The organism is Microvirga medicaginis (genome assembly GCF_052658925.1).
The window spans coordinates 36530-57332 of the sequence record NZ_JBQWEL010000016.1; the positions used below are offsets into that span (position 1 = coordinate 36530).

The 20803-nt window shown below is 61.0% G+C and carries 19 protein-coding genes; 9 read left to right on the plus strand and 10 right to left on the minus strand.

Going from position 1 to position 20803, the window contains the following annotated elements; genetic code table 11:
* Nucleotides 1–2: 2 nt before the first annotated feature.
* The 6 genes from ACUXUR_RS18795 to ACUXUR_RS18820 form a co-directional block, all read right to left on the minus strand.
* Nucleotides 3–569 carry a VUT family protein gene (locus ACUXUR_RS18795; protein ID WP_445503884.1) on the minus strand — a complete coding sequence of 189 codons (567 nt, stop codon included), beginning with the start codon at nt 567–569 and terminating at the stop codon, nt 3–5.
* 53 nt (nt 570–622) lie between these two features.
* Nucleotides 623–937 carry a hypothetical protein gene (locus ACUXUR_RS18800; protein WP_445503885.1) on the minus strand — a complete coding sequence of 105 codons (315 nt, stop codon included), beginning with the start codon at nt 935–937 and terminating at the stop codon, nt 623–625.
* A 348-nt stretch (nt 938–1285) separates the two neighbouring features.
* Nucleotides 1286–2803, minus strand: coding sequence for a UxaA family hydrolase (locus ACUXUR_RS18805; protein ID WP_445503886.1), 1518 nt, complete (start codon nt 2801–2803; stop codon nt 1286–1288).
* A gap of 50 nt (nt 2804–2853) precedes the next feature.
* Nucleotides 2854–4260, minus strand: coding sequence for a TRAP transporter large permease (locus ACUXUR_RS18810; protein WP_445503887.1), 1407 nt, complete (start codon nt 4258–4260; stop codon nt 2854–2856).
* Entirely contained in the window at nt 4260–4844 is a 585-nt protein-coding gene (locus ACUXUR_RS18815; RefSeq protein WP_445503888.1) for a TRAP transporter small permease, read from the minus strand. The genes ACUXUR_RS18810 and ACUXUR_RS18815 overlap by 1 nt, the downstream gene beginning before the upstream one ends.
* 99 nt (nt 4845–4943) lie before the next feature.
* Entirely contained in the window at nt 4944–5915 is a 972-nt protein-coding gene (locus ACUXUR_RS18820) for a sialic acid TRAP transporter substrate-binding protein SiaP (protein WP_445503961.1), read from the minus strand.
* Between the two features lie 150 nt (nt 5916–6065).
* Between ACUXUR_RS18820 and ACUXUR_RS18825 the strand changes: the two genes are divergently transcribed.
* Nucleotides 6066–6782, plus strand: coding sequence for a GntR family transcriptional regulator (locus tag ACUXUR_RS18825; RefSeq protein ID WP_445503889.1), 717 nt, complete (start codon nt 6066–6068; stop codon nt 6780–6782).
* Nucleotides 6783–6784: 2 nt separating this feature from the next.
* On the opposite strand, the gene ACUXUR_RS18830 is transcribed toward ACUXUR_RS18825, so the two are convergent.
* The 3 genes from ACUXUR_RS18830 to ACUXUR_RS18840 all read right to left on the minus strand — a co-directional run bounded on the left by ACUXUR_RS18830 (nt 6785) and on the right by ACUXUR_RS18840 (nt 9225).
* A complete protein-coding gene (locus ACUXUR_RS18830; protein ID WP_445503890.1) occupies nt 6785–7624 on the minus strand; it encodes an amidohydrolase family protein in 840 nt (279 codons plus the stop codon).
* Nucleotides 7625–7789: 165 nt separating this feature from the next.
* Nucleotides 7790–8224, minus strand: a complete 435-nt coding sequence (locus ACUXUR_RS18835) for an RbsD/FucU family protein (protein WP_445503891.1) — start codon at nt 8222–8224, stop codon at nt 7790–7792.
* Between the two features lie 23 nt (nt 8225–8247).
* Nucleotides 8248–9225, minus strand: coding sequence for an aldo/keto reductase (locus tag ACUXUR_RS18840; RefSeq protein WP_445503892.1), 978 nt, complete (start codon nt 9223–9225; stop codon nt 8248–8250).
* 457 nt (nt 9226–9682) lie between these two features.
* Between ACUXUR_RS18840 and ACUXUR_RS18845 the strand changes: the two genes are divergently transcribed.
* From ACUXUR_RS18845 to ACUXUR_RS18865, 5 genes are all read left to right on the plus strand, one after another.
* Entirely contained in the window at nt 9683–11227 is a 1545-nt protein-coding gene (locus tag ACUXUR_RS18845; protein WP_445503893.1) for a sugar ABC transporter ATP-binding protein, read from the plus strand.
* 5 nt (nt 11228–11232) lie between these two features.
* The gene (locus tag ACUXUR_RS18850) at nt 11233–12234 is read left to right on the plus strand and encodes an ABC transporter permease (protein WP_445503962.1); all 1002 of its coding nucleotides are present in this window, start codon (nt 11233–11235) and stop codon (nt 12232–12234) included.
* Nucleotides 12235–12348: 114 nt separating this feature from the next.
* The gene (locus tag ACUXUR_RS18855; protein WP_445503894.1) at nt 12349–13290 is read left to right on the plus strand and encodes an ABC transporter substrate-binding protein; all 942 of its coding nucleotides are present in this window, start codon (nt 12349–12351) and stop codon (nt 13288–13290) included.
* A gap of 198 nt (nt 13291–13488) precedes the next feature.
* Nucleotides 13489–14055: a FecR family protein gene (locus tag ACUXUR_RS18860; protein ID WP_445503895.1), complete on the plus strand. Its 567-nt coding sequence runs from the start codon at nt 13489–13491 to the stop codon at nt 14053–14055.
* Nucleotides 14055–15938, plus strand: a complete 1884-nt coding sequence (locus ACUXUR_RS18865; protein ID WP_445503896.1) for a CHASE2 domain-containing protein — start codon at nt 14055–14057, stop codon at nt 15936–15938. Before ACUXUR_RS18860 ends, ACUXUR_RS18865 begins: the two co-directional genes overlap by 1 nt.
* Before the next feature lie 85 nt (nt 15939–16023).
* Here ACUXUR_RS18865 and ACUXUR_RS18870 read toward each other — a convergent pair whose 3' ends face one another.
* Entirely contained in the window at nt 16024–16368 is a 345-nt protein-coding gene (locus ACUXUR_RS18870; RefSeq protein WP_445503897.1) for a DUF6894 family protein, read from the minus strand.
* A 1206-nt stretch (nt 16369–17574) separates the two neighbouring features.
* Between ACUXUR_RS18870 and ACUXUR_RS18875 the strand changes: the two genes are divergently transcribed.
* The 3 genes from ACUXUR_RS18875 (at nt 17575) to ACUXUR_RS18885 (ending at nt 20798) form a co-directional block, all read left to right on the plus strand.
* On the plus strand, nt 17575–17778 hold the full coding sequence (locus ACUXUR_RS18875; protein WP_445503898.1) for a hypothetical protein: 204 nt from the start codon (nt 17575–17577) through the stop codon (nt 17776–17778).
* A 240-nt stretch (nt 17779–18018) separates the two neighbouring features.
* Nucleotides 18019–20001, plus strand: a complete 1983-nt coding sequence (locus tag ACUXUR_RS18880; protein ID WP_445503899.1) for an AMP-dependent synthetase/ligase — start codon at nt 18019–18021, stop codon at nt 19999–20001.
* Entirely contained in the window at nt 19998–20798 is an 801-nt protein-coding gene (locus ACUXUR_RS18885; RefSeq protein ID WP_445503900.1) for an ABC transporter ATP-binding protein, read from the plus strand. Before ACUXUR_RS18880 ends, ACUXUR_RS18885 begins: the two co-directional genes overlap by 4 nt.
* Nucleotides 20799–20803 lie beyond the last annotated feature (5 nt).

A 20803-nucleotide genomic window follows, 5' to 3' on the forward strand; every position in this document is an offset into this window, starting at 1 on the left:
GCTCAAGTGCACACAGGCATGCCGATCCGCTCATCGCGTTGGCGCAGCCAGGAGATGACCGGAATGCTGAGGATCACCATCCAGGCCTTGCCGATGATCTGAGGCAGCAGGAACTGGAGACTGCCGAAGGCCAGGAACAGGAACACCATGCTGTCGATGACCAGGCCCACGACGCTGCTCGCGACCACCGCAAGAACGAGGCCACGCTTCTGCAGAGGCGTGTAGACGGCCAGATCAGCCATTTCGGACAGCAGGAAGGCAGCCGTCGACGCGAGAATGAGCGACGGCGGAGCAAACACTGCGGAGAGGATCGCTCCGACAGCAATGGCGGCCAGGGCCCAGTAACGCCCCAAGCGGCGCTGCACGAGGTCACGCAGAACAAGCGCAAGACCGACCACGAGCACGCCGCTGGGGGCCGAGACGCCTGGTGCGACGGGTATGAGGCAAGGACCATCCGGAACGCAGGTTGTGCCGACATTGCCGACGAGCCAATTGGCTGCCGGAATACAGGCAGCAAAACCTATCAGAACGGCAATCCCCTCGATCCTGCGGCGTTTATCCGGAGTCATGGTTCGGCTCATCCCTGTGTTCACTGCAAGCGGTTCAAAAGCAGTCTAACACCTCAATGCGCCAGCACCGAGCGTCCCTCTTCCGTCAAGGTCGAGCTGTTGAGTGCCGCCTCGGGCGGATGCGGCACAGGACGCACGATCTGGGTCGGCTCGAATGCCTGCGCGGCGAAACGCGGCCTGTTGCGCAGATCCATGAGAGCGCGCAATTCGGTTGCCGGAAGATCCATCGGCTTCGCATCACGCCAGCGCCTGCGGAACTTGGGCTGCCGGGAAAAGAGGCTCCAGGCGCTCTTCACCTCTTCTTCGACCTGCAAAATGATCCGTCCGGAAAAGGATTTCCGGAGATTGAAACGCCCCGTCAGAGCCATTGTCTTCTTCCTTTTTGAGTTTCTTCGACCCGCCGCGTGATTAGCGCATCGTGCGGACCCAGAGGGCCACGTCAGCGACCCGAAAGGCCACGTCAGTGACCCGCAGGGCCGCGTCAGCGAAAAGTGGACCCGGTTTTCCGCTCTCAAGGATGCGCTCTCCCAAGGAAATGAGCATCGGATCAAGCCCAAAAGTGCAAGTCCACTTTTGGGTCCGATGCTCTAGCCGATCGAGGTCGCCAAAGGCTTAAGACATAAGGTAAACGACAGCGGATGAGGGCGGTGAGAGCGCCCTGCCCTCACCGCCCTGGCGCGCATTGAGACGTTGTGGTGAGGAACAGTTCCCTGTGCTTACATCACCGCGCCGACCTGCCAGGGAACGAATTCCAGATCGCCATAGCCAAGGTCTTCGGATTTCGTGTGCTCGCCCGATGCCACACGCAGAAGCGTATCGAAGATCTCCGCACCTTTCTGCTCGAGCGAGACTCCATCGAGGATATCGCCGCAGTTGATGTCCATGTCCTCCTGCATGCGGCGGTAAATGTCGGAGTTGGTTGCGAGCTTCAGCGATGGCACGGGCTTGGCCCCGAAGGCGGAGCCGCGTCCGGTGGTGAACGCGATGAGGTTTGCCCCTCCCGCCACCTGGCCGGTGGCCGCCACCGGATCGTAGCCGGGCGTGTCCATGTAAACGAAGCCGTGCTCCTTCACCGGCTCGGCATATTCGTAGACGGCGTGCAGGGTCGAGCGCCCTCCCTTCGCCGAGGCGCCGAGGGATTTTTCCAGGATCGTCGTGAGGCCGCCCGCCTTGTTTCCGGGAGACGGATTGTTGTTCATCTCACCGCCGTTGCGCGCGGTGTAATCCTCCCACCAGCGGATCCGGGAGACGAGTTTCTCGCCCACCTCGCGGGTCGCGGCGCGCCGGGTCAGCAGATGCTCGGCCCCATAGATTTCCGGCGTCTCGGACAGGATCGACGTGCCGCCATGGCGCACAAGCAGGTCGGATGCGACACCGAGAGCCGGATTGGCCGTCAGGCCCGAATAGCCGTCGGAACCGCCGCATTGAAGTGCGAGGACCAGTTCGGAGGCCGGGCGCGTCTCGCGCTTTGCGCGGGCTGCGATGGGCAGCATGTCGCGGATACCGGCGGTGATCGCCTCGACGGTCTTGCGCGTGCCGCCCGTCTCCTGGATCGTCAGGGTCCGGAAAGTATCCGTCTCCTCCAATCCGTATTCCTTCTTCATGCGCCCGATTTGAAACACCTCGCAGCCGAGGCCGACCATCACGACTCCGGCAAAGTTCGGATGGCTGGCGTAGCCCCATTGCGTGCGGCGCAGAATGTCGAATCCCTCGCCATAGGCCGCATGTCCGCAGCCCGTGCCGTGGACAATCGCCACCACACCATCGATGCCAGGATAATCCTTCAGGACGCCCGAACGCTCGATTTCTGCTGCCGCAAACCGGGCGACCGATGCCGAGCAGTTCACAGAGGTCAGGATGCCGAGATAGTTCCGCGTGCCGGTTTTCCCCGACTCGCGCCGATAGCCCTCGAAGGTGGCCCGCATGTCCGGCGGAAGGAGATCGTCATCGTGAGCGTCCACGCAGAAGGCGTAGTCGCGCTCGAAATCATGGAGGCCCACATTGTGCTCATGCACCCATTCGCCGGGGGCGATGTGGGTTTTGGCAAAGCCGATGATCTGGCCGAACTTACGGATCGGCTCCCCCTCGCGGATCGGCTCGATGGCCATCTTGTGACCACGCAGAATGCGCTCCCGGGCGGTAAGACCGGAGACGGTATCGCCCTGGTTCACGAGATCGATGGCGATGGCGACGTTGTCGTCAGCGGAAAGACGGATGGTGCGGGGGGATGTCATGGTCATCTCACAAAATCGGTTATTTTCATCGGATGTCGCCCTTCACCTCGTCATCGGCCGAGACCCATCTGCCGGGGCAGCCAGAGGGTCAGCTCTGGAATGTATGTGATCGCGATCAAGGCGAGCATCAAGGGCACCAGCCACGGCAGGATTGCCATGGTCGTGCGTTCGACGGAGAGTTTCGACACTCTTGCCAGCACGAACAGAACCATGCCGAGCGGCGGATGCAGCAGGCCGATCATCAGGTTGAGGGTCATGATCAATCCGAAATGAACCGGATCAATGCCGAGCTTGAGCACGATCGGCAGCAGGATCGGCACCAGGATGGTGATGGCCGCGATGGTGTCGATGAAGCAGCCGACGAACAGGATGAGGATGTTGGCCAGCAGCAGGAACACCCACTTGTTCTGCGTGAAGCCCAGGATGGCATCGGACAGAATCTGCGCCGCTTGGCTGACGGTCAGAAGCCAGGCGAAAATCGACGCGGCCGTGACGATGAAGAGCACCGAGGCGGTGGTTTCGATGGTGTCGAAGGTTGCCTTGGCGAGGCTCCTGAAAGTCATCGAGCGGTACCGCACGAGACCCAGGAACAAGGACCAGATCACGGCGGCTACGGCCGCTTCAGTCGGCGTGAAGAGGCCCAGCGTCATGCCGCCGATCAGGATGACCGGAGCCATCAGGGCCATCACGGCCGAGAAGTCGAAATACCAGTCGAGGGCCAGAAGCACGACAAGCGCGATGCCGATGGCGACATTGGTGGAGAGGCCGGCCTGAACCAGCACCCAGACCGCCACCGGAAAGGCGAGCACCATCACCACTTCGATGCTGGCACTGCCGAGCTGACGCCAGGAGAATGGCGTATCCGAGCCCCAACCGTTCCTGTAGGCGAAGTAGGCGACGGTCGCCATCATCATGAGCGTCATGACCACGCCAGGAATGAGCCCGCCGAGGAAGAGCGCGCCAATCGAGACATTGGCCATCATGCCGTAGATCACGAAAGGCAGAGACGGCGGAATGATCGGCCCGAGAGTTGCAGAGGCCGCCGTCACGCCGACGGAGAACTCGGTCGAGTAGCCATGATCCTTCATGGCCTTGATCTCGATCGTGCCGAGACCCGCCGCATCGGCAATGGCCGTGCCGGACATGCCCGAAAAGATCACGGAGCCGACGATGTTCACCTGGCCCAGCCCGCCCTTCATCCAGCCGACAAGGGCGACGGCGAAAGAATAGATACGGCCCGTCACGCCGGCGATGTTCATCAGGTTGCCGGCAAGGATGAAGAACGGGACCGCCAGAAGCGGGAAGCTCTCGACGCCGGCGATCATGCGCTGCGCCACGATGACGTCCGGCACCACACCGGTGGCGAGAATGTACAACAGGGAGGCGAGCGCCATCGAAACGGCGACGGGCAGCCCGAAAATCATGAGGACAAGAAAGGAGCCAAGCAGAATGAGCATCAGGTTTCCGCCACGAGAGGAGCATCAAAAGCTTCGGGCCGTTCAAGAACGGAGTAGCCGCGCCGCCAGTTGGCCACAGCCACCTGGATCGAGCGGAAGCACATCAGCAGGAAGCCGATGAAAACGAAGGCATAGGTCAGGTTCTTCGGCAGATTGACCGTCGTCATCTGCTCGTCACCCACGATGCTCATGAAGCGCCAGATCAGGACGGCGCCATAAGCAAAGAAGGCAAGGCGAGCGAGGTCAACGACGGTCGCCAGGATGCGCCCTACCCGAGACGGGACATAGCGATAGACGAAATCCACATGGATGTGGCGGCTCATGCGCACACACATGGCGGAGCCGATGAAAACCAGCGCGACGTTGAGATTGGTCGCGATCTCTTCAGTCCAAGCGAAGGAGTCGTTAAGCACATAGCGCGTAAAGAACTGCACGAAAACGGCAAGCGCCATGGCCCAGAACAACGCCAGCGCCAGCCAGTCCTCGAAGGCATATTCCGATAGATCGACGGGCGCGTGCTCGCTCTCGTCGAAGGTTTGCGCCAGCTCCTCGGCGTTCACTTGGGTATGAACTTCACTCGTCATGGAACGATGATCCTCGTCCTCGAAATCAGGGTGCCGCAACGCGGCGGGTCAGTCGACCGAACGGGAGAACGGGGCCGCCGCACGACGGCCCCGGAGGTATCACAGCCCTTCCGATTTCAGCGCCTGGATCCTGTCGTAATCGGACTTCCGGTAGCCGAGGGACTCGAGGCTGACATTCTTCATCACCGCGTCCTTGAACTCGTCCTTGTTCACTTCGGTGATTGTGAGCCCCTTCTGTTTGAAGGATTCGATCAGCTCCTTCTCCTTGGCCTGGATCTCGGCCGAGGCGCGCACAGCAGCCTCCTGGGCGACGTCGTTGAAGATCTTCTTGTCTTCATCCGAGAGCTTGGCCCAGAGCTGCTTCGAGATGATGGTGGCCAGGTGATCGACGATATGGCCGGTGAGCACGATGTGTTTCTGAACCTCGTAGAATTTCTTGGCCTCTATGGTGGTCAGCGGGTTTTCCTGTGCATCGACGGTCCCGTTCTGGAGAGCAAGATATACCTCGGCGAAGGCAATCGGCGTCGTGTTCGCACCGCAGGAGCGCGGCATCGCCAGATAGGCGGGAGCATCGGGCACGCGGATCTTGAGGCCCTTCATCTCGGCGCAGGTCTTGAATGGCTTGTTCGTCGAGGTGTGGCGCACGCCGTAATAGGTCAGGGCGACCATGTGATGGCCCGTCTTGTCGGTGTACCCATCCGCCAGTTCCTTGAACACATCGCTCTTTGCGAAGGCGAGGAGATGGCTGGCGTCACGGAAGATATAAGGATAGTAGCCGATGCCGACCGGCGGATAGCTGCGGGCAGCGAAGCTCGGACCGGAGATGATCATATCGACGGTACCGAGCGACAGGCCCTGGTTGATATCGCTCTCCTTGCCGAGCTGCGAGGCCGGGTAGACATCGATCTGATAGCGGTTATTGGTGCGCTTCGCGATCTCCTGCGCCGCCCAGACGGACTGCGTATGGAAGGGCTCCGAAGTTTCGTAGACGTGGGCCCATTTGAGCTTCGTCTGCGCGCTGGCGGGCAGCGCAGGCAAGGTCAGGGCAACGGCGGCCGTCAGGCCAAGCATAAGGCGGCGGGTCACGGAAGGCATGCTGGCGTTTCTCCGAAAGCATCCGGCTCTTCGTCCGGTTGATGAGCATGAACGAGCGGTTTCGCTCGCAGTGAACCCGACAAGACGATGGCGTCAGCCTGCCGGATCGACTAACATGTTAGCGCCATGAAAATGATCGGCAAGGCAGAACAATATAGCTTTCTTGAACCTCTCGAGCGGGGACCACGCGGAAACACGACCGAGCAGGTGGAGCGATCACTCCGTTCCGCCATCGTCGCTCTCGATTTCGCGCCGGGCGAGTTCATCGACAAGGGCCTCGTCTGCGCCAGGCTTGGCGTTTCGAGATTTCCGGTTTCGGAGGCTCTCGCGCGGCTGGCTGCGGAAGGGCTGGTGGAGATCCTGCCCCAGCGGGGCACGCGCGCCGCCCGAATCCGCCTCGCGGAGATCGAAGAGTCCATGCTGATCCGCAACGCGCTTGAGGCAATGGTAGCGGAGACGGCGGCCCGGCGCCTGCCATCCCCGGCCCTCGCTGCGCTGAAAAGGAACTTGCAGGCCCAGGAGAAAGCGGTGGCGAAGGGTGACAGGGCCGGCTTCCACGCTCTCGATCTTGCCTTCCATGCTATCCTGGTGGACAGCCTGAAATTGCCGCGGGTCGCGGCTGTGATCGAGGCCTCACGCGCCAATATCGACCGGGTTCGCCGGCTTCTCTCCTCCCCACGTCGCCATGCCGTCACGCTTGCCGAGCACCGGGACCTGCTCAAAGCGCTGGAGTCTCACGATGCCGAGGCAGCGCGCCGCGCGATGAAATCCCATCTGGAAGCGGTGATGGACGAGCTGGAGCACTTCTCCTCCGAGTACCCGGAGGTCTTCGCGCCGCAGTGATGTCAGCGCCGACCTCGATCTCTCAGATAGGTCCGGGCCGCATTGCCGCCGAGGATGGCGGCTTTCTCCGTATCGGAGAGGCTCGCGAGCAATTCCAGTGCAGCCTCTCGCCAACGATCATACCCGCCAGCGAGATTGACGACGGGCCAATCGCTCCCCCAGAGCAGCCGCTCAGGCCCGAACACCGTGAGAAGATGGTCGACATAGGGGCGCAGATCATCGACCGACCAATCCGCCCGGGCCTCGGTGACCAGACCGGAGAGCTTGCATACGATGTTGGGGCGGGCCGCCAGGGCAGCCATGTCCGCCCGCCACGGGTCGAGCAATCCCTCCCGGATGAAGGGCTTGGCTCCATGGTCGATGACGATGGAGAGATCCGCGTAGCGATCAGCCACCACAAGCGCCCGGGACAGATGGCGGGGCAGGACAAGGGCATCGAACACGAGCCGCTGTTCGACAAGAGTGCGAAAGGCAACCGCCAGATCCGGGCGCAGAAGCCAGTCATCATCGGGGATATCCTGCACCATGGGACGAAAGCCGACGGTCAGGGGATCGGCCGCCAGTCTTTCTATCGTTTGCGCAGCGTCCGGATCGCTGAATTCAACCCAGCCGACCACTCCGGCAACGAAGGGAGCGGCTTCGGCGATCTCCAGCATGAACTCGGTTTCAGCCACACTCGGCGCCGCCTGCACAAGGATCGTCCGATCGATATCATGGCGGGCCAATAGAGGCTGGAGATCCTCAGGGCCGTAGTCGCGATAGAGCACCTCGACATCAGGGCTCATCCAGAAGTAATCGCCGCGACTGACGCGCCAGAAATGCTGGTGAGAGTCGATCCGCATGGTTGAGCCTCGCTAGAGCATCGGACGAAAAAGTGGAATCCCCTTTTGGGATTCGATCCGATGCCTCCTTTCTAGAATAGCGCATCGTCCAGAGCGAAAACCGGGTCCACATTTTCGCACGATGCGCTGCTGCCGGACCTTCGGAGCATATTGTCACGGTCTGCATCATGAAGGGCGGACGACGCCCTTCTTCAGGATGATATTGCCGTAGAGCCTGGCCTCCCCTGTCGAGACGATGGCATAGGCCGCCTTGGCCCGATCATAGAAGGCGAAGCGCTCGAGGGCCGCGAGGCGAAAGCCTATCCCCTCGTGACGCGCAATGATGGCGCGGAACTCATCGAAGATCGGCTGTTCGGCCTGCGGCTCCCCGACCACCTCCATACGCCATGCGGCTTCTGGCACGAAGTCGTCGAGAGGCATCACCGACAGGATCGCGTCCGTGACGGCCGTCACGCTCAACCCATCGAGCCTCACGAGACGCTGCGCCATCGAGGCCGCCGGAAAATTGGCGTCGACCACGGCAATCTCATCGCCGTGCCCCATCGAACGGAGCACCATCAACAGTTCAGGAGACAGAAGAGGATTGAGATTCTTCAGCATGGCGGAGGCTCCACGAAGGTCGGCTATCCCGGCTTGTACTCACGTGTCGCCTCAGGATCATCGGTCGAGAAGGACAGGGAGGCCAGCTCATCCCACACCTCTTGGGGGATCGGCCAGCGTGCCCATTCAAGCGTCTGCTCGACCCGCTCAGGCCGGCTCACTCCGCAAACCGTCGAGGTGATCCGGGGATCACGCATCGAGAACTGCAGGGCCGCGGCACCGGGCGGAACATTATGCTTGGCGCAGACCGCCTCGACACGCCGGATCGGATCCAGCATCTCCTCCGATGCCTCCTGATAGACATAGCGCCGGTACGAGTTCGAGCCCTTGGCCAGAACGCCGCCCGCATAGGGAGCCGCGTTCAAGACTGCGATGCCCTTGGCACAGGCAAAGTCGATCATGGCATGCGCGTTGCGATTGGTAAGGGTGAACCGATTATGCGTGATCAGGACGTCGAAATCCCAGTCGTGCAGGAGCGGCATCATGATGTCGACCGGGCCGGCGGCAAGCCCGACGGCGGTCGCCAACCCCTCCTCCTTCATCTTGAACAATTCCGGAAGGGCTCCCTGCGGCCCGGTAACTTCGTCCAAGGAGGCGGCGTGCTCCGGGTCGTGAAGATGCAGGATATCGATGCGGTCGAGGCCGAGCGCCTTCAGGCTCTCCTCCAGCGAGCGCCGAGCCTGGGAGGCATCGAAACGATTTGTCTCAGGATCACGATCCAATTTGGTCGAGACCACGAAGCCTTGAGGTAGGCCGCCCCGTTCGCGAATGGCCTCGCCGATCCGCTCCTCGCTTCGACCGAACCCGTAGATCCGGGATGTATCGAGAAAGTTCACTGGACTCTTGAAAATGGCCTGGATCGTCTTCTTGGCCCGCTCCTCGTCGACACCATAACCGTAGGTATCGGGCATATCTCCCAAGGATGACGTGCCGAAGCAGATCTTCGATACGGCAAGATCCGTGCGTCCCAGCTTGGTCTTTTCGATGGGGTCGTCTGCCATAAGTTCGCTCCGCTCGTCCCTGGCCTTGTTGGTGTCGTAACTCAAGCTATAGCGTATGCTCAAACCGGCAAGGCGGGGAAGCCTCGACGGACGAAGTCATCACATCATGAAGGAGGCTATCGCCATGTGCCATTCACAGCGTTGTCGCTGATACGGCACCGAAATCATTTCAGTTGCCTCCCTCCGCTCTTCATGAATATCATCCTCTCAAAGCAAGAAGCCTCCTCAGTTACAATCCAATCCGGCTCCTGCGACGCCGGGAAAAATGGATGAAGAGGCTCTAGGTCGTCGGGGGCCGACGATTGGGAGGAAATATGCGGGTCCAGGGCAATGTCCTGCTCTTTACCGCAGCAGCCCGGTGTCTTGAGCACACCTGCGCAGTCGCGCACCGGTGTACCGGTGCTGTTGATCCTGCGGCGGGCGAGCCCACCAGGACCGATCGGGCGGGAAGCGCCTCATGACCCCCCTCGTCACGATCCGGAATTTAGATAAAGCCTTTCCCGGCGTGCAGGCGCTGAAGCAGGCGCGCTTTGAGCTTCTCCCCGGCGAGGTGCACGCTCTCATGGGGGAAAACGGTGCAGGCAAGTCGACCCTGATGAAGATCCTCGCGGGCATCTACCAGAAGGATTCCGGCGAGATCCGTATCGAAGGCGCTTCCGTCGATATTCCCTCCCCCCGGGCAGCACAGGACCTCGGCATCAGCATCATTCACCAGGAACTCAACCTGATGAATGATCTCACCGCAGCCCAAAATATCTTCATCGGTCGCGAGCCCAAGCGTGCCCTTGGTCTTTTTCTCGATGAGGATGCTCTCAACCGGAACGCCGCCGCCATTTTCGAGCGAATGCATCTCAGGCTCGACCCACGCGTCGAAGTCGGCAAGCTCACGGTCGCCAAGCAGCAGATGATCGAGATTGCCAAGGCCCTGTCGTTCAGGTCCAAGGTCCTGATCATGGACGAGCCCACGGCGGCCCTGAACAATGCGGAAATCGCGGAGCTGTTCAGGATCATCCGGCAGCTCAAGGCCGAGGGCGTGGGCATCGTCTATATTTCCCACAAGATGGACGAGCTGAAGGAGATTTCCGATCGCGTGACCGTCATGAGGGACGGTGAATATATCGGTACCATGCCAACGGCTTCGACCTCCGTCGACACCATCATTTCCATGATGGTCGGGCGTAGTCTGACCGAGACGAAGACGGAAGTTCCGGACCTGCTGGAACATGAGGTCGTGCTCGAGGTGAGGAACCTTCGGCGCGATCCTGCCATCCGGGACGTGAGCTTCAGTTTGCGCAAAGGGGAAATTCTCGGGTTCGCGGGGCTGATGGGTGCCGGTCGCACGGAAGTTGCCCGCGCCATTTTCGGCGCCGATCCGCTCGATGGAGGCGAAATCATCGTCCGAGGCCGACCGGTGAAGATCGGATCGCCAAGAGACGCCGTGCGCTTAGGGATCGGCTATCTCTCCGAGGACAGAAAGCGCTTCGGGCTCGCGACCGGCATGGATGTGGCAACCAATATCGTCATGCCTTGCCTGAGCCGGTTTCTCTCCCTCCGCGCCTTTCTGAAAATGCGCGAGATCAAGGAGACAGCACGCTCCTATATCAGGCAGCTGCGGATCAAGACGCCCTCCGAGGCGCAGGAAACCCGGCTCCTGTCAGGTGGGAACCAGCAGAAGATCGTGATCGCGAAATGGCTCGCACGGGACTGCGAGATCCTGTTCTTCGATGAGCCGACGCGCGGAATCGACGTCGGAGCCAAGAACGAGATCTACAAGCTCCTGAACACGCTCGCCGCGCAAGGCCGCGCCATCGTCATGATCTCGTCCGAGCTGCCGGAAATCCTGCGCATGAGCCATCGCATCGCCGTCATGTGTGAGGGGCGGCTGACCGGCGAGCTGCCGGCCGAAGGAACTACCCAGGAAGATGTCATGCGGCTCGCTACGCAACGGCGTAGCGTAACGGCCGCCACCGCGAACACGGCGACTGAAGGGACAATGACGTGACGACCATTGCAGAGCAGGAAACCCGCACCGTCATCAAATCGGCCGTGCTGAGCCAGGGGGCCTGGCAGAAGCTTCTTGCCTTCGCCAGTCTGATTGCGCTCATGGCAGTGTTCAGCATCGCCTCCGAGAACTTTCTCCAGAGAGACAATCTCATCGGCATTCTTCAGGCGACGGCCGTCAACGGTGTCCTCGCGGTTGCGGCGACCTTCGTGATCATTACGGGCGGGATCGATCTGTCGATCGGCACGCTGATGACCTTCTGCGCGGTGATCGCCGGCGTCTTCCTGACCTACTGGGGTCTGCCGATTCCGGTCGGTATCGTTGCGGCGATCGCCGCGGGCGCTCTGTGCGGCGCCACCTCGGGCACCATCATCGCCAAGATGAAGGTCCCGCCGTTCATCGCGACGCTCGGCATGATGATGCTGCTGAAGGGGCTCGCCCTCGTGATTTCGGGGACGCGGCCCATCTACTTCAACGATACGCCGAACTTTCCGATGATCTCGCAGGAATCCCTCATCGGCACCATTCTTCCGTTTCTTCCCATTCCCAACGGCGTTCTCATCCTCTTTGTTGTGGCGATCGCCTCAAGCATCGTTCTCACCCGTACCGCCTTGGGCCGCTATACGTTTGCCCTGGGCTCCAACGAGGAAGCGGTGCGCCTGTCCGGCGTGAACACGGATTTCTGGAAGATCATCGTCTACACGGTCTCCGGCGCGATCTGCGGCATCGCGGGCCTCATCATCGCCTCACGCCTGAATTCCGCACAGCCCGCGCTCGGACAGGGATATGAGCTCGACGCGATTGCCGCCGTGGTCATCGGCGGCACATCGCTCAGCGGCGGCCGCGGCACCATCCTGGGAACGATCATCGGCGCGCTGATCATCAGCGTTCTCACGAATGGGTTGAGGATCCTCTCGGTCGCCCAGGAGTGGCAGACCGTCGTGACGGGAATCATCATCATCCTCGCCGTCTACGCCGACATCCTGCGCCGCAAAGGCCAAGGGTAACCCCTGCCCCCAAGTCACTGAAGGAGAACAAGCCCGGCTCAACCCATGACAATCCGGCCCACTCATCCCAACAGAATGCCGGAGCCAACAAACGATGATGTCCAGGAGGAAAACATGTTGAACAGACGCACTCTGATCGGTGCCATCGGCATCGGAGCTCTTGTCGGTCTTGCGGGGCCGGCAGCCGCTCAGGAAACCTATATCCCGCTTATCTCGAAGGGGTTCCAGCACCAGTTCTGGCAGGCCGTCAAGGCGGGAGCCGAACAGGCAGCCAAGGACTATAAGGTGCGGATCACCTTCGAAGGTCCGGACAGCGAGACTATGGTCGACAAGCAGATCGACATGCTGTCGGCGGCCCTCGCCAAGAACCCGCAGGCCATCGGCTTTGCGGCTCTCGACAGCCAGGCGGCCATTCCTCTTCTGAAGAAGGCGCAGGCCGCCAAGATCCCGGTGATCGCGTTCGACTCAGGGGTCGACAGCGATATCCCCCTCACCACCGCAGCGACCAACAACATCGCGGCCGCAGCGCTTGCCGCCGACAAGATGGCTGAGTTTATCGGCGGCGAAGGGGACATTGCCCTTGTCGTCCACGACCAGACCAGCCGCACCGGCATCGACCGGCGCGACGGCTTCGTCAACCGGATCAAGGAGAAGTACCCGAAGATCAATATCGTGAGCGTCCAGTACGGCTCGGGCGATCATCTGAAATCGACGGAGATTACGAAGTCGATTCTGCAGGCCAATCCGAAGCTCAAGGGGATCTTCGGAGCCAACGAAGGTTCTGCCATCGGAGTCGTCAACGGCGCCAGGGAGATGAACCGCAAGATCGTCATCATCGGCTACGATTCCGGCAAGCAGCAGAAGCAGGCCATTCAGGAAGGCCTCATGGCAGGGGCCATTACCCAGAATCCTGTCGGCATCGGCTACAAGACGGTCGAGGCTGCCGTGAAGGCCCTCAAAGGAGAGAAGCTCGACAAGGTGATCGACACCGGCTTCTACTACTACGACAAGTCGAACATGAACGATCCGAAGATCGCGGCGGTCCTCTACGATTGAGATTCTGAAATCGTGGAGAGGGCCTTGGCCCTCTCCACTCCCGTTCACCCGAGAGCCTCCCGCATCACCTTCGCAGACAGTCTGGTGTGCTCTCGCACTTAGATCGGCAGACCGTGCTGCCATAATCAGGCTCCTCCAAGCTGAGCGATTTTTGCAAAACAAGGTCCCTGGAGCCGGTGATGAACAGGGAGGTGCCTCATGACACTCCAATCGGTCGGCGATGGAGCCCGCGCCTCCAGGTTGAGCGGATGGTGGATCGTGATTGCTGCTCTGGGCGGCTTTCTCACCCCTGGCCCAACTCAGGCGCAGGTTTCCGGATGCACGCTGCAGCGGTCAGGCTCCCCCAGCAGACAAGTGTTGCGCTGCCAAGACGGGCTGCAGATCGAGGCTGAGTCCGGCGCCGATTATGCGCTTGTGGATCGTGACAGTGACGGACGTCCGGACGAGGTCAACCTGCGTAATCGCGCGCTTCTTATCGAAGCGGAACCGTCGTCCAGAGGCACTGGATTTCAGGTTCGGACACCCGTCGCCATCGCTGCGGTCCGCGGCACGCAATGGGTTGTCGATGTGGCGGAGGGAAAGACGGCCGTCTTTGTGTTGAGCGGCCGCGTAGCCGTCCGGCGCTCCGGTGCTCGGGCAGGCGTCGAGCTTGGCCCCGGTGAGGGCGTGGATGTGGATTCTGGAAGAGCACCATTGACGGTCAGGCGCTGGCCCATTGCACGGGCCAATGCCCTCTTGGAGCGCTTCGGACGGCAAATCCGGTGATGGACGCCAGACGCCAATCTTCCACTCTCTTGGCAATGCTTTTGGCAATCCTGTGGGGTGGCAGCCTGGCTTGGTTTCACTGGCGCGGCGACATCTCGGTTCTCGACCGCATCGAAGCTCCTCTCACCGATCTCCGCTTTCTCGTCCAGGGGCCGAGGACCGCACCGGGTTCAGTCGTCATTTTAGCCATTGACGACGAGACGGTGCAGCTAGCCGGTTCGTATCCGCTTCCCCGCAGCGTGATTGCCCGGCTCGTCGAGGAACTCGGACGGTTAGAGACAAAGATCGTTGCCATCGATCTCCTTTTCCTTGACCCCGACCCACGAGAGATGGACCAGGCCCTTGCGACCGCTCTTGCAGAAACGCGGAGCATTCTTGCGGCTGCCGGCATTTTCGACCGCCCGATCCAGACCGTCTTCAGCTACGGCAGCAGTGAACTTGAACGCGTACCGATAGCGCGGAACCTGTACCTTCCTGTCACCCCTCTGCGTCAGGTCGCAGCTATTGGCGCAGTCAATGTCGCGACGGATCCCTCGGGCGTGCCGCGGCATGTTCCCCTTCTCGTCCGGGCAGGCGATCAGCTCCTGCCATCGTTCCCGCTGCGAGCGGCGTCTATCGCATCCGGCCAGAATCCAGTGATCGAATCCCACCATATCGAACTCGACGGCTTTTCGGTCAGAACGGATTTCGGGTATTCGCTGCCGCTTCGTTTCTACGGCCCTCGCGGCTCGATCCGGACGATCTCCGCGACCGAAATCCTCAAGGGCGAGCTCAAGGCAGAAGCGGTCCGCGGCAAGATCGTGGTGATGGGGGCAACGATTACCGGAGGCGGCGACGTTTTCCCCACGCCCTTCGACCCTGTGCTGCCCGGAGTGGAAGTCATGGCGACCGCCATTGCGCATCTGACGACCGGCGATGGATTGATCAGAGACCGGCGCGTGCGCCTCGTCGACGTGGCAATAGCCGTCATTCTGCCTGCGCTTGCCGTGCTGCTGCTGGCATGGCAGCGCAGCACACTCAGTTTTGCCATCATCGCAGTCATTGCCCTCGTCTGGGTCGGACTGACGATCGTTGCCTTCACCTACGGCATCTGGCTCAGCGCGACCCTCCCTCTGGCCGCTACCGCGCCACCGGCCGTTCTGTTCGGTGCCGTAAGCCTTTGGCTTGATCGACGGCGTGCGGAAGAACTCGCCCGGGAGAGCAGCACATTGCGGCATTTTCAGCCGCCAAGCCTAACCGATCGACTGAAGCGCGATCCGGACTTTCTGATAAAGCCCCTTCAGCAGGAAGCAGCTCTCATCTTCATTGATCTATCCGGCTTCACAGGCTTGAGCGAAACTGTGGATCCCGGTGAAATCCAGGAAGTGCTCAGGGAATTTCACGAACTGATCGACGAGGAGGTCGTGCGGTGCCACGGTCTTGTGGCGAGCTTCATGGGAGACGGCGCCATGATCATCTTCGGCCTCCCCGAGCCTGATCCGCAGGATGCCTGCCATGCAGTTGAGGCCTGCGTTCGTTTATGCTCCCGCACGAATGCATGGCTCGCAACATTACCAAGGTCGGTTTCCTCCAGGCTCGGCTTCAAGATCGGAGCGCATTACGGACTGATCGTCGCCTCTCGCCTTGGTGGGGACAGCCACCATCACATTACGGCGACGGGTGACACAGTGAACGTGGCAAGCCGGCTGATGGAAGTCGCGGCCCATCACCAAGCGGATGTCGCCCTCAGCGCGGATCTCTTCGATGCGGCTGGAGACGCTTGTTCGGTCTTCAATACAGGCTTCCTCGACGAGGCGTTCCAGACGTCCATCCGTGGCCGCTCCGGCCCTTTGCGAATCCGTCTCTGGAGAAGCGCGAGGCCTGAGACCAGCCGCGAGGCGTGAACTCATGCGCAAGCCAGCCATGGATTGAGGCGAGAAGACAGGAAGCGCATCGTCTCTGGATTGACCGCTGGTCAGGGCCTAAAGCCTAAGACTGCCACGGATCTGATGACGCGGGTGGAGGGCCTACAGGAAGCGTGCGTGGCTCAAAAAGAACGCGATCGCCGCTCGAAGCCTTCTCCGACCTCGCCAGTTCAACGTATTTCACGAACTCAGAATAGGGGATCAAAATGATCGGGTGGAGATCCTCTCCCCTCACCTCGATCGTGATTTCGTCATAGTAGCTGGGAAGCATTCCGCTCCAACTGTTCAAGAGTTCCTCGGCAACCCTAAGCGCCGCCTTCTCGGCCGCGGCTGCATCAGGCAGCTCAGTTCCGGTGAGGTCCTCCCTCATTCCAAAATGACCTCGAAGATCGATGTAAAAGCGAGGCATGGCAGCACCTGAGGTTGCCATCTTGAGGCCTGAACCCTTCCAGCCTCCTAATCACATAGATTAATCTTCCGGCTTCGTCTCAGAAATCTCCTCTGAATCATTACTCACCCTGCACCAGCTTCAACTCTCCCTTTTACCCTTTTTCGGGAGACCGACGAGCAGCGGCGCGCCAACAAGGGAGAAACAATCAGCCATAAACCAGCATGACCGTAATCAGCGCTCCGAGGGCCAGAACGCCTGCTGCGAAGCCTGCTACGGTCAAGACACTCGTACGATGCTCCGGATCCATGAGGGCCTCTGAGCTTCCTAATAGCCAACACAACGCGTTCCAGGACCTTTTGTCTCAGCGCAGTCCAACCGGGCAATGCGCGATGCCGTGGGCACTGCGGCCTGGCGACGAATTAGCGTTGGCAGCAAAGGCTTTAGCTTCCCAAGTAAAGCTTGGCCATTCTGCAGATCACTCCTCACGAATAGACGCAGCTTAGCAGTAAATTACGTAGTTATACTTACTTCTTTCGAGGGAGTTTTGAGTTACACACCACCCTATTAATGGGGCCAATTCAACGAAACTGACCAATCGATTTTATAAAAACACTGTCATGTATGGGGGCTTACGCGACACGAGCCGCGTTCTTGGTTTTCACCGAGACGCGGCTTTTCTTTTGGAAGCCGCTTTCCATAGGGTGTCGGCAAGCGATCTCGTCGAGGTGGGGACCAGAACCTTCCCGAAGACGCGGAGTTGATGCTCCAGAGAAGGAGATGCTCATGCGATTTCGACTGATCCTGCCTCTCGCTGCGATGCTTGCCCTTGCTGCCTGCGGCGACGATGGTCCTAACGAGACAGGCAGCACGGATACGAATAACCCTTCGACCACTGCACCTGCCAATCCCCCTCCCGGCGGCGCCCCAGCGAAGCCTACGCAATAGCCTGACCATTTCATTCGCGTGCGAGCGCGGCCGGAAGCCGGTCCGTCACCGCGCTCGTTCACAATGCACTAGCCTATGTGAATGCAGGCTCGATGCCTTCACGTTTTCCTGATCGATGCCGGACAAGGATGCGGATCGTGCGACGGTTTAAGCCATTGCCATCGTGTCGCCACAGCGATCATCCTTGATCCGATCTGACACGGGAGTTGAACAGGCCTGAGCGACCTCCGCCTTATTCATGCCCGTGTTCATCGCATCTCAATGATGTTGGAGGCGCTGATGCAGCAGGACAGGTTTCACATCGGCCAGCTTGTGCGGATCACCCATCCCTCCGGATACGCGGATCACCGTACCTATTGCATAGTTTGCCTTGTTTTCGAGGAAAGCGGCGACCGGCTCTATCGTGTGAAGAACACGGTGGGGGTCGAGCGCCTGGTCAGGGCGGAGGAGATCGAGCCCGCAGCCCTCACGGCGGTGCCATAAGCCTGAATCAGGCTAAGAGCGCCTGCCTGAAAGCACACACGGCCGATATTAGTCCATGGTATTGGTGGCCTGCGCCTTGCCGATGCCGAACCGGCACGACAGAATACCTCCCACAAAGCTCGACAAGGGCAGCCGGCGATCGACCGGTCAAAGGCGCGGGCCATAACAACCGCGCAACAGAGGAAACGAGGCCAACCCGCAGGCTCATCAGGCCATGCGGTGTCCAGGGAGGAGACGTCGGTGACGGCGGCTGCGGACTCGCGCGAAGATACGTTCCCCAAACTGCTGGCGCGGAATGCCCGCATTCGCCCGCAGCGAACCGCATTCCGCCATAAGGACCTCGGGATCTGGCAATCCTGGACCTGGGCGCAGGTCTACGACATCGTCCGCGCCTATGCCTCCGGCCTTCAGTCGCTCGGGGTTCAGCGTGGCGGCAAGATCGCCGTCATCGGCTATAACCGCCCTTATCTCTACTGGACCATTGCCGCCGCCCAGTGGCTCGGCGCGATCCCGATCCCGGTCTATGCGGATTCCGTCGCCGAGGAGATGGCCTATGTGCTTAGCCATGCGGAGGTGACGCACGCAGCGGTGCAGGACCAGGAGCAGGTCGACAAGCTGCTCAGCGTCTCCGACCAGCTGCCGCGCTTGGAGCATGTGCTCTACGACGAAGACAAGGGGCTGCGCGACTACGACCACAGCCGCCTTCACTCCATCGCTGCCGTAATCGAGGAAGGACGTGCGCGGCTGGCCGATGCCGGGGAAGCCGAAAACAACGAGCGCGAACTGCGGACCGGCAAAGGCTCGGACCTTGCCATCATTCTCTACACCTCGGGTACCACGGGCCGTCCCAAGGGCGTGATGCTCACCTCCGATGCGGTGATCGCGGCAGCCCGGATCGGCTGCGATTTCGACAACCTCAACGAGACGGACGAGATCATGGCCTACCTGCCCATCGCGTGGGTGGGCGACCACATCTTCTCCTATGCGCAAGCCTTCCTCGCAGGGCTCTGCGTGAACTGCCCCGAGAGTCCTGAGACGGTGGCGGAGGATCGGCGCGAGGTCGGCGCCACTTACATCTTCGCCCCGCCCCGCGTCTTTGAGAGCATTCTCACGCTCACCATGGTGCGCATCGAGGATGCGAGCGCCCTGAAGCGGCGCATGTTCCATTTCTTCATCAAGCACGCCAACAAGGTGGGCGAGAGGATCCTGAACCGGGAGCCCGGCGTCAGCGCCTGGGATCGCCTTCTCTGGCAGATCGGCAATGTGCTGGTCTATGCGCCCTTGCGCAACCGCTACGGCATGACCCGCGTGAAGGTGGGCTACACGGCGGGCGAAGCCATCGGCCCCGAGATCTTCCGCTTCTACCGCTCCATCGGCGTGAACCTGAAGCAGCTCTATGGCCAGACGGAAGCCTCCGTCTACATCACCATGCAGCCGGACGGCGAGATCCGCGCCGACACGGTGGGCCGCCCTGCCCCCGAGGTGGAAATCCGCATCGCCGACAATGGCGAGGTGCTCTACCGCTCGCCGGGCGTGTTCATCGGCTATTACAAGGACGACGAGAAGACCGCCGAGACCAAGACGCCCGACGGCTTCGTGCATTCGGGCGATGCCGGCTTCTTCGATGCCAATGGCCACCTCAAGATCATCGACCGCGCCAAGGACGTGGGCAAGATGCGGGACGGCGCGCTCTTCCCGCCGAAATACGTCGAGAACAAGCTGAAATTCTATCCCAACATCAAGGAGGCGGTCTGCTTCGGCGACGGCAAGGATTACGTCTCCGCCTTCATCAACATCGACCTCGTGGCGGTGAGCAACTGGGCCGAGCGGAACGGCGTCACTTACGCCTCCTATCAGGAGCTCGCCAGCCACGCCCGTGTCTACGAGATGATCGAGAAGCACGTGGACGAGGTGAACCGCTCGCTTGCCGCGGAGCCGCGCATGGGCGGCGCGCAGATCAAGCGCTTCCTCATCCTGCACAAGGAGCTCGATGCGGATGACGGCGAGCTCACCCGCACCCAGAAGGTGCGCCGCGGCTTCATCGCCGAGCGTTACGCGCCCCTCATTCAGGCGCTCTATGACGGTTCGAGCGAGGCCGACATCTCGACCGAGGTCACCTTCGAGGACGGCCGCAAGGGTGTGATCTCCGCGCGTGTGAAGATCAGGGACATGAAGCTCTATCCCGCTGAAAAGACCACTCTCATCCCGGAGGCCGCCGAATGAGAGCGCCCGATCATCCTGTTCTCTCCAAGGGCGATGTGCTCCTGGCTGTCGAGAACGTGTCTCTCGCCTTCGGCGGCGTGAAGGCGCTGACGGATGTGTCCTTCGACATCCGCAAGAGCGAGATCCGCGCCATCATCGGTCCGAACGGTGCCGGCAAGACCTCGATGCTCAACTGCATCAACGGCTTCTATTATCCCACCGAAGGCCGCATTACCTTCAAAGGGGTCAAGCGCCCGAAGATGCGGCCCTATGAGGCGGCGCGCGGCGGCATCGCCCGCACTTTCCAGAACGTCGCGCTCTTCAAGAGCATGTCCACGCTCGACAACATCATGGCGGGCCGCTCCATCAAGATGCGGTCGAACTTCTTCTGGCAGCTCTTCCGCCATGGCCCGGCCATGAAGGAGGAGGTGGAGCACCGCCGCTTCGTGGAAGAGATCATCGACTTCCTGGAAATCCAGCATATCCGGAAAACTCCCGTAGGCCGTCTTCCTTACGGCCTGCAGAAGCGTGTGGAACTCGGACGCGCACTCGCCATGGAGCCGGACCTCCTGCTTCTCGACGAGCCGATGGCGGGCATGAATCTAGAGGAGAAGGAGGATATGTCCCGCTTCATCCTGGAGGTGAACCAGCAATACGGCACCACCATCGCGCTGATCGAACACGATATGGGCGTGGTGATGGATCTCTCGGACCGTGTGGTCGTGCTGGAATACGGCCGCAAGATCGCGGACGGCACCCCGGACGAGGTGAAGCGCGACCAGCGCGTGATCGACGCCTATCTCGGCGTGGCGCATTGAGGGGC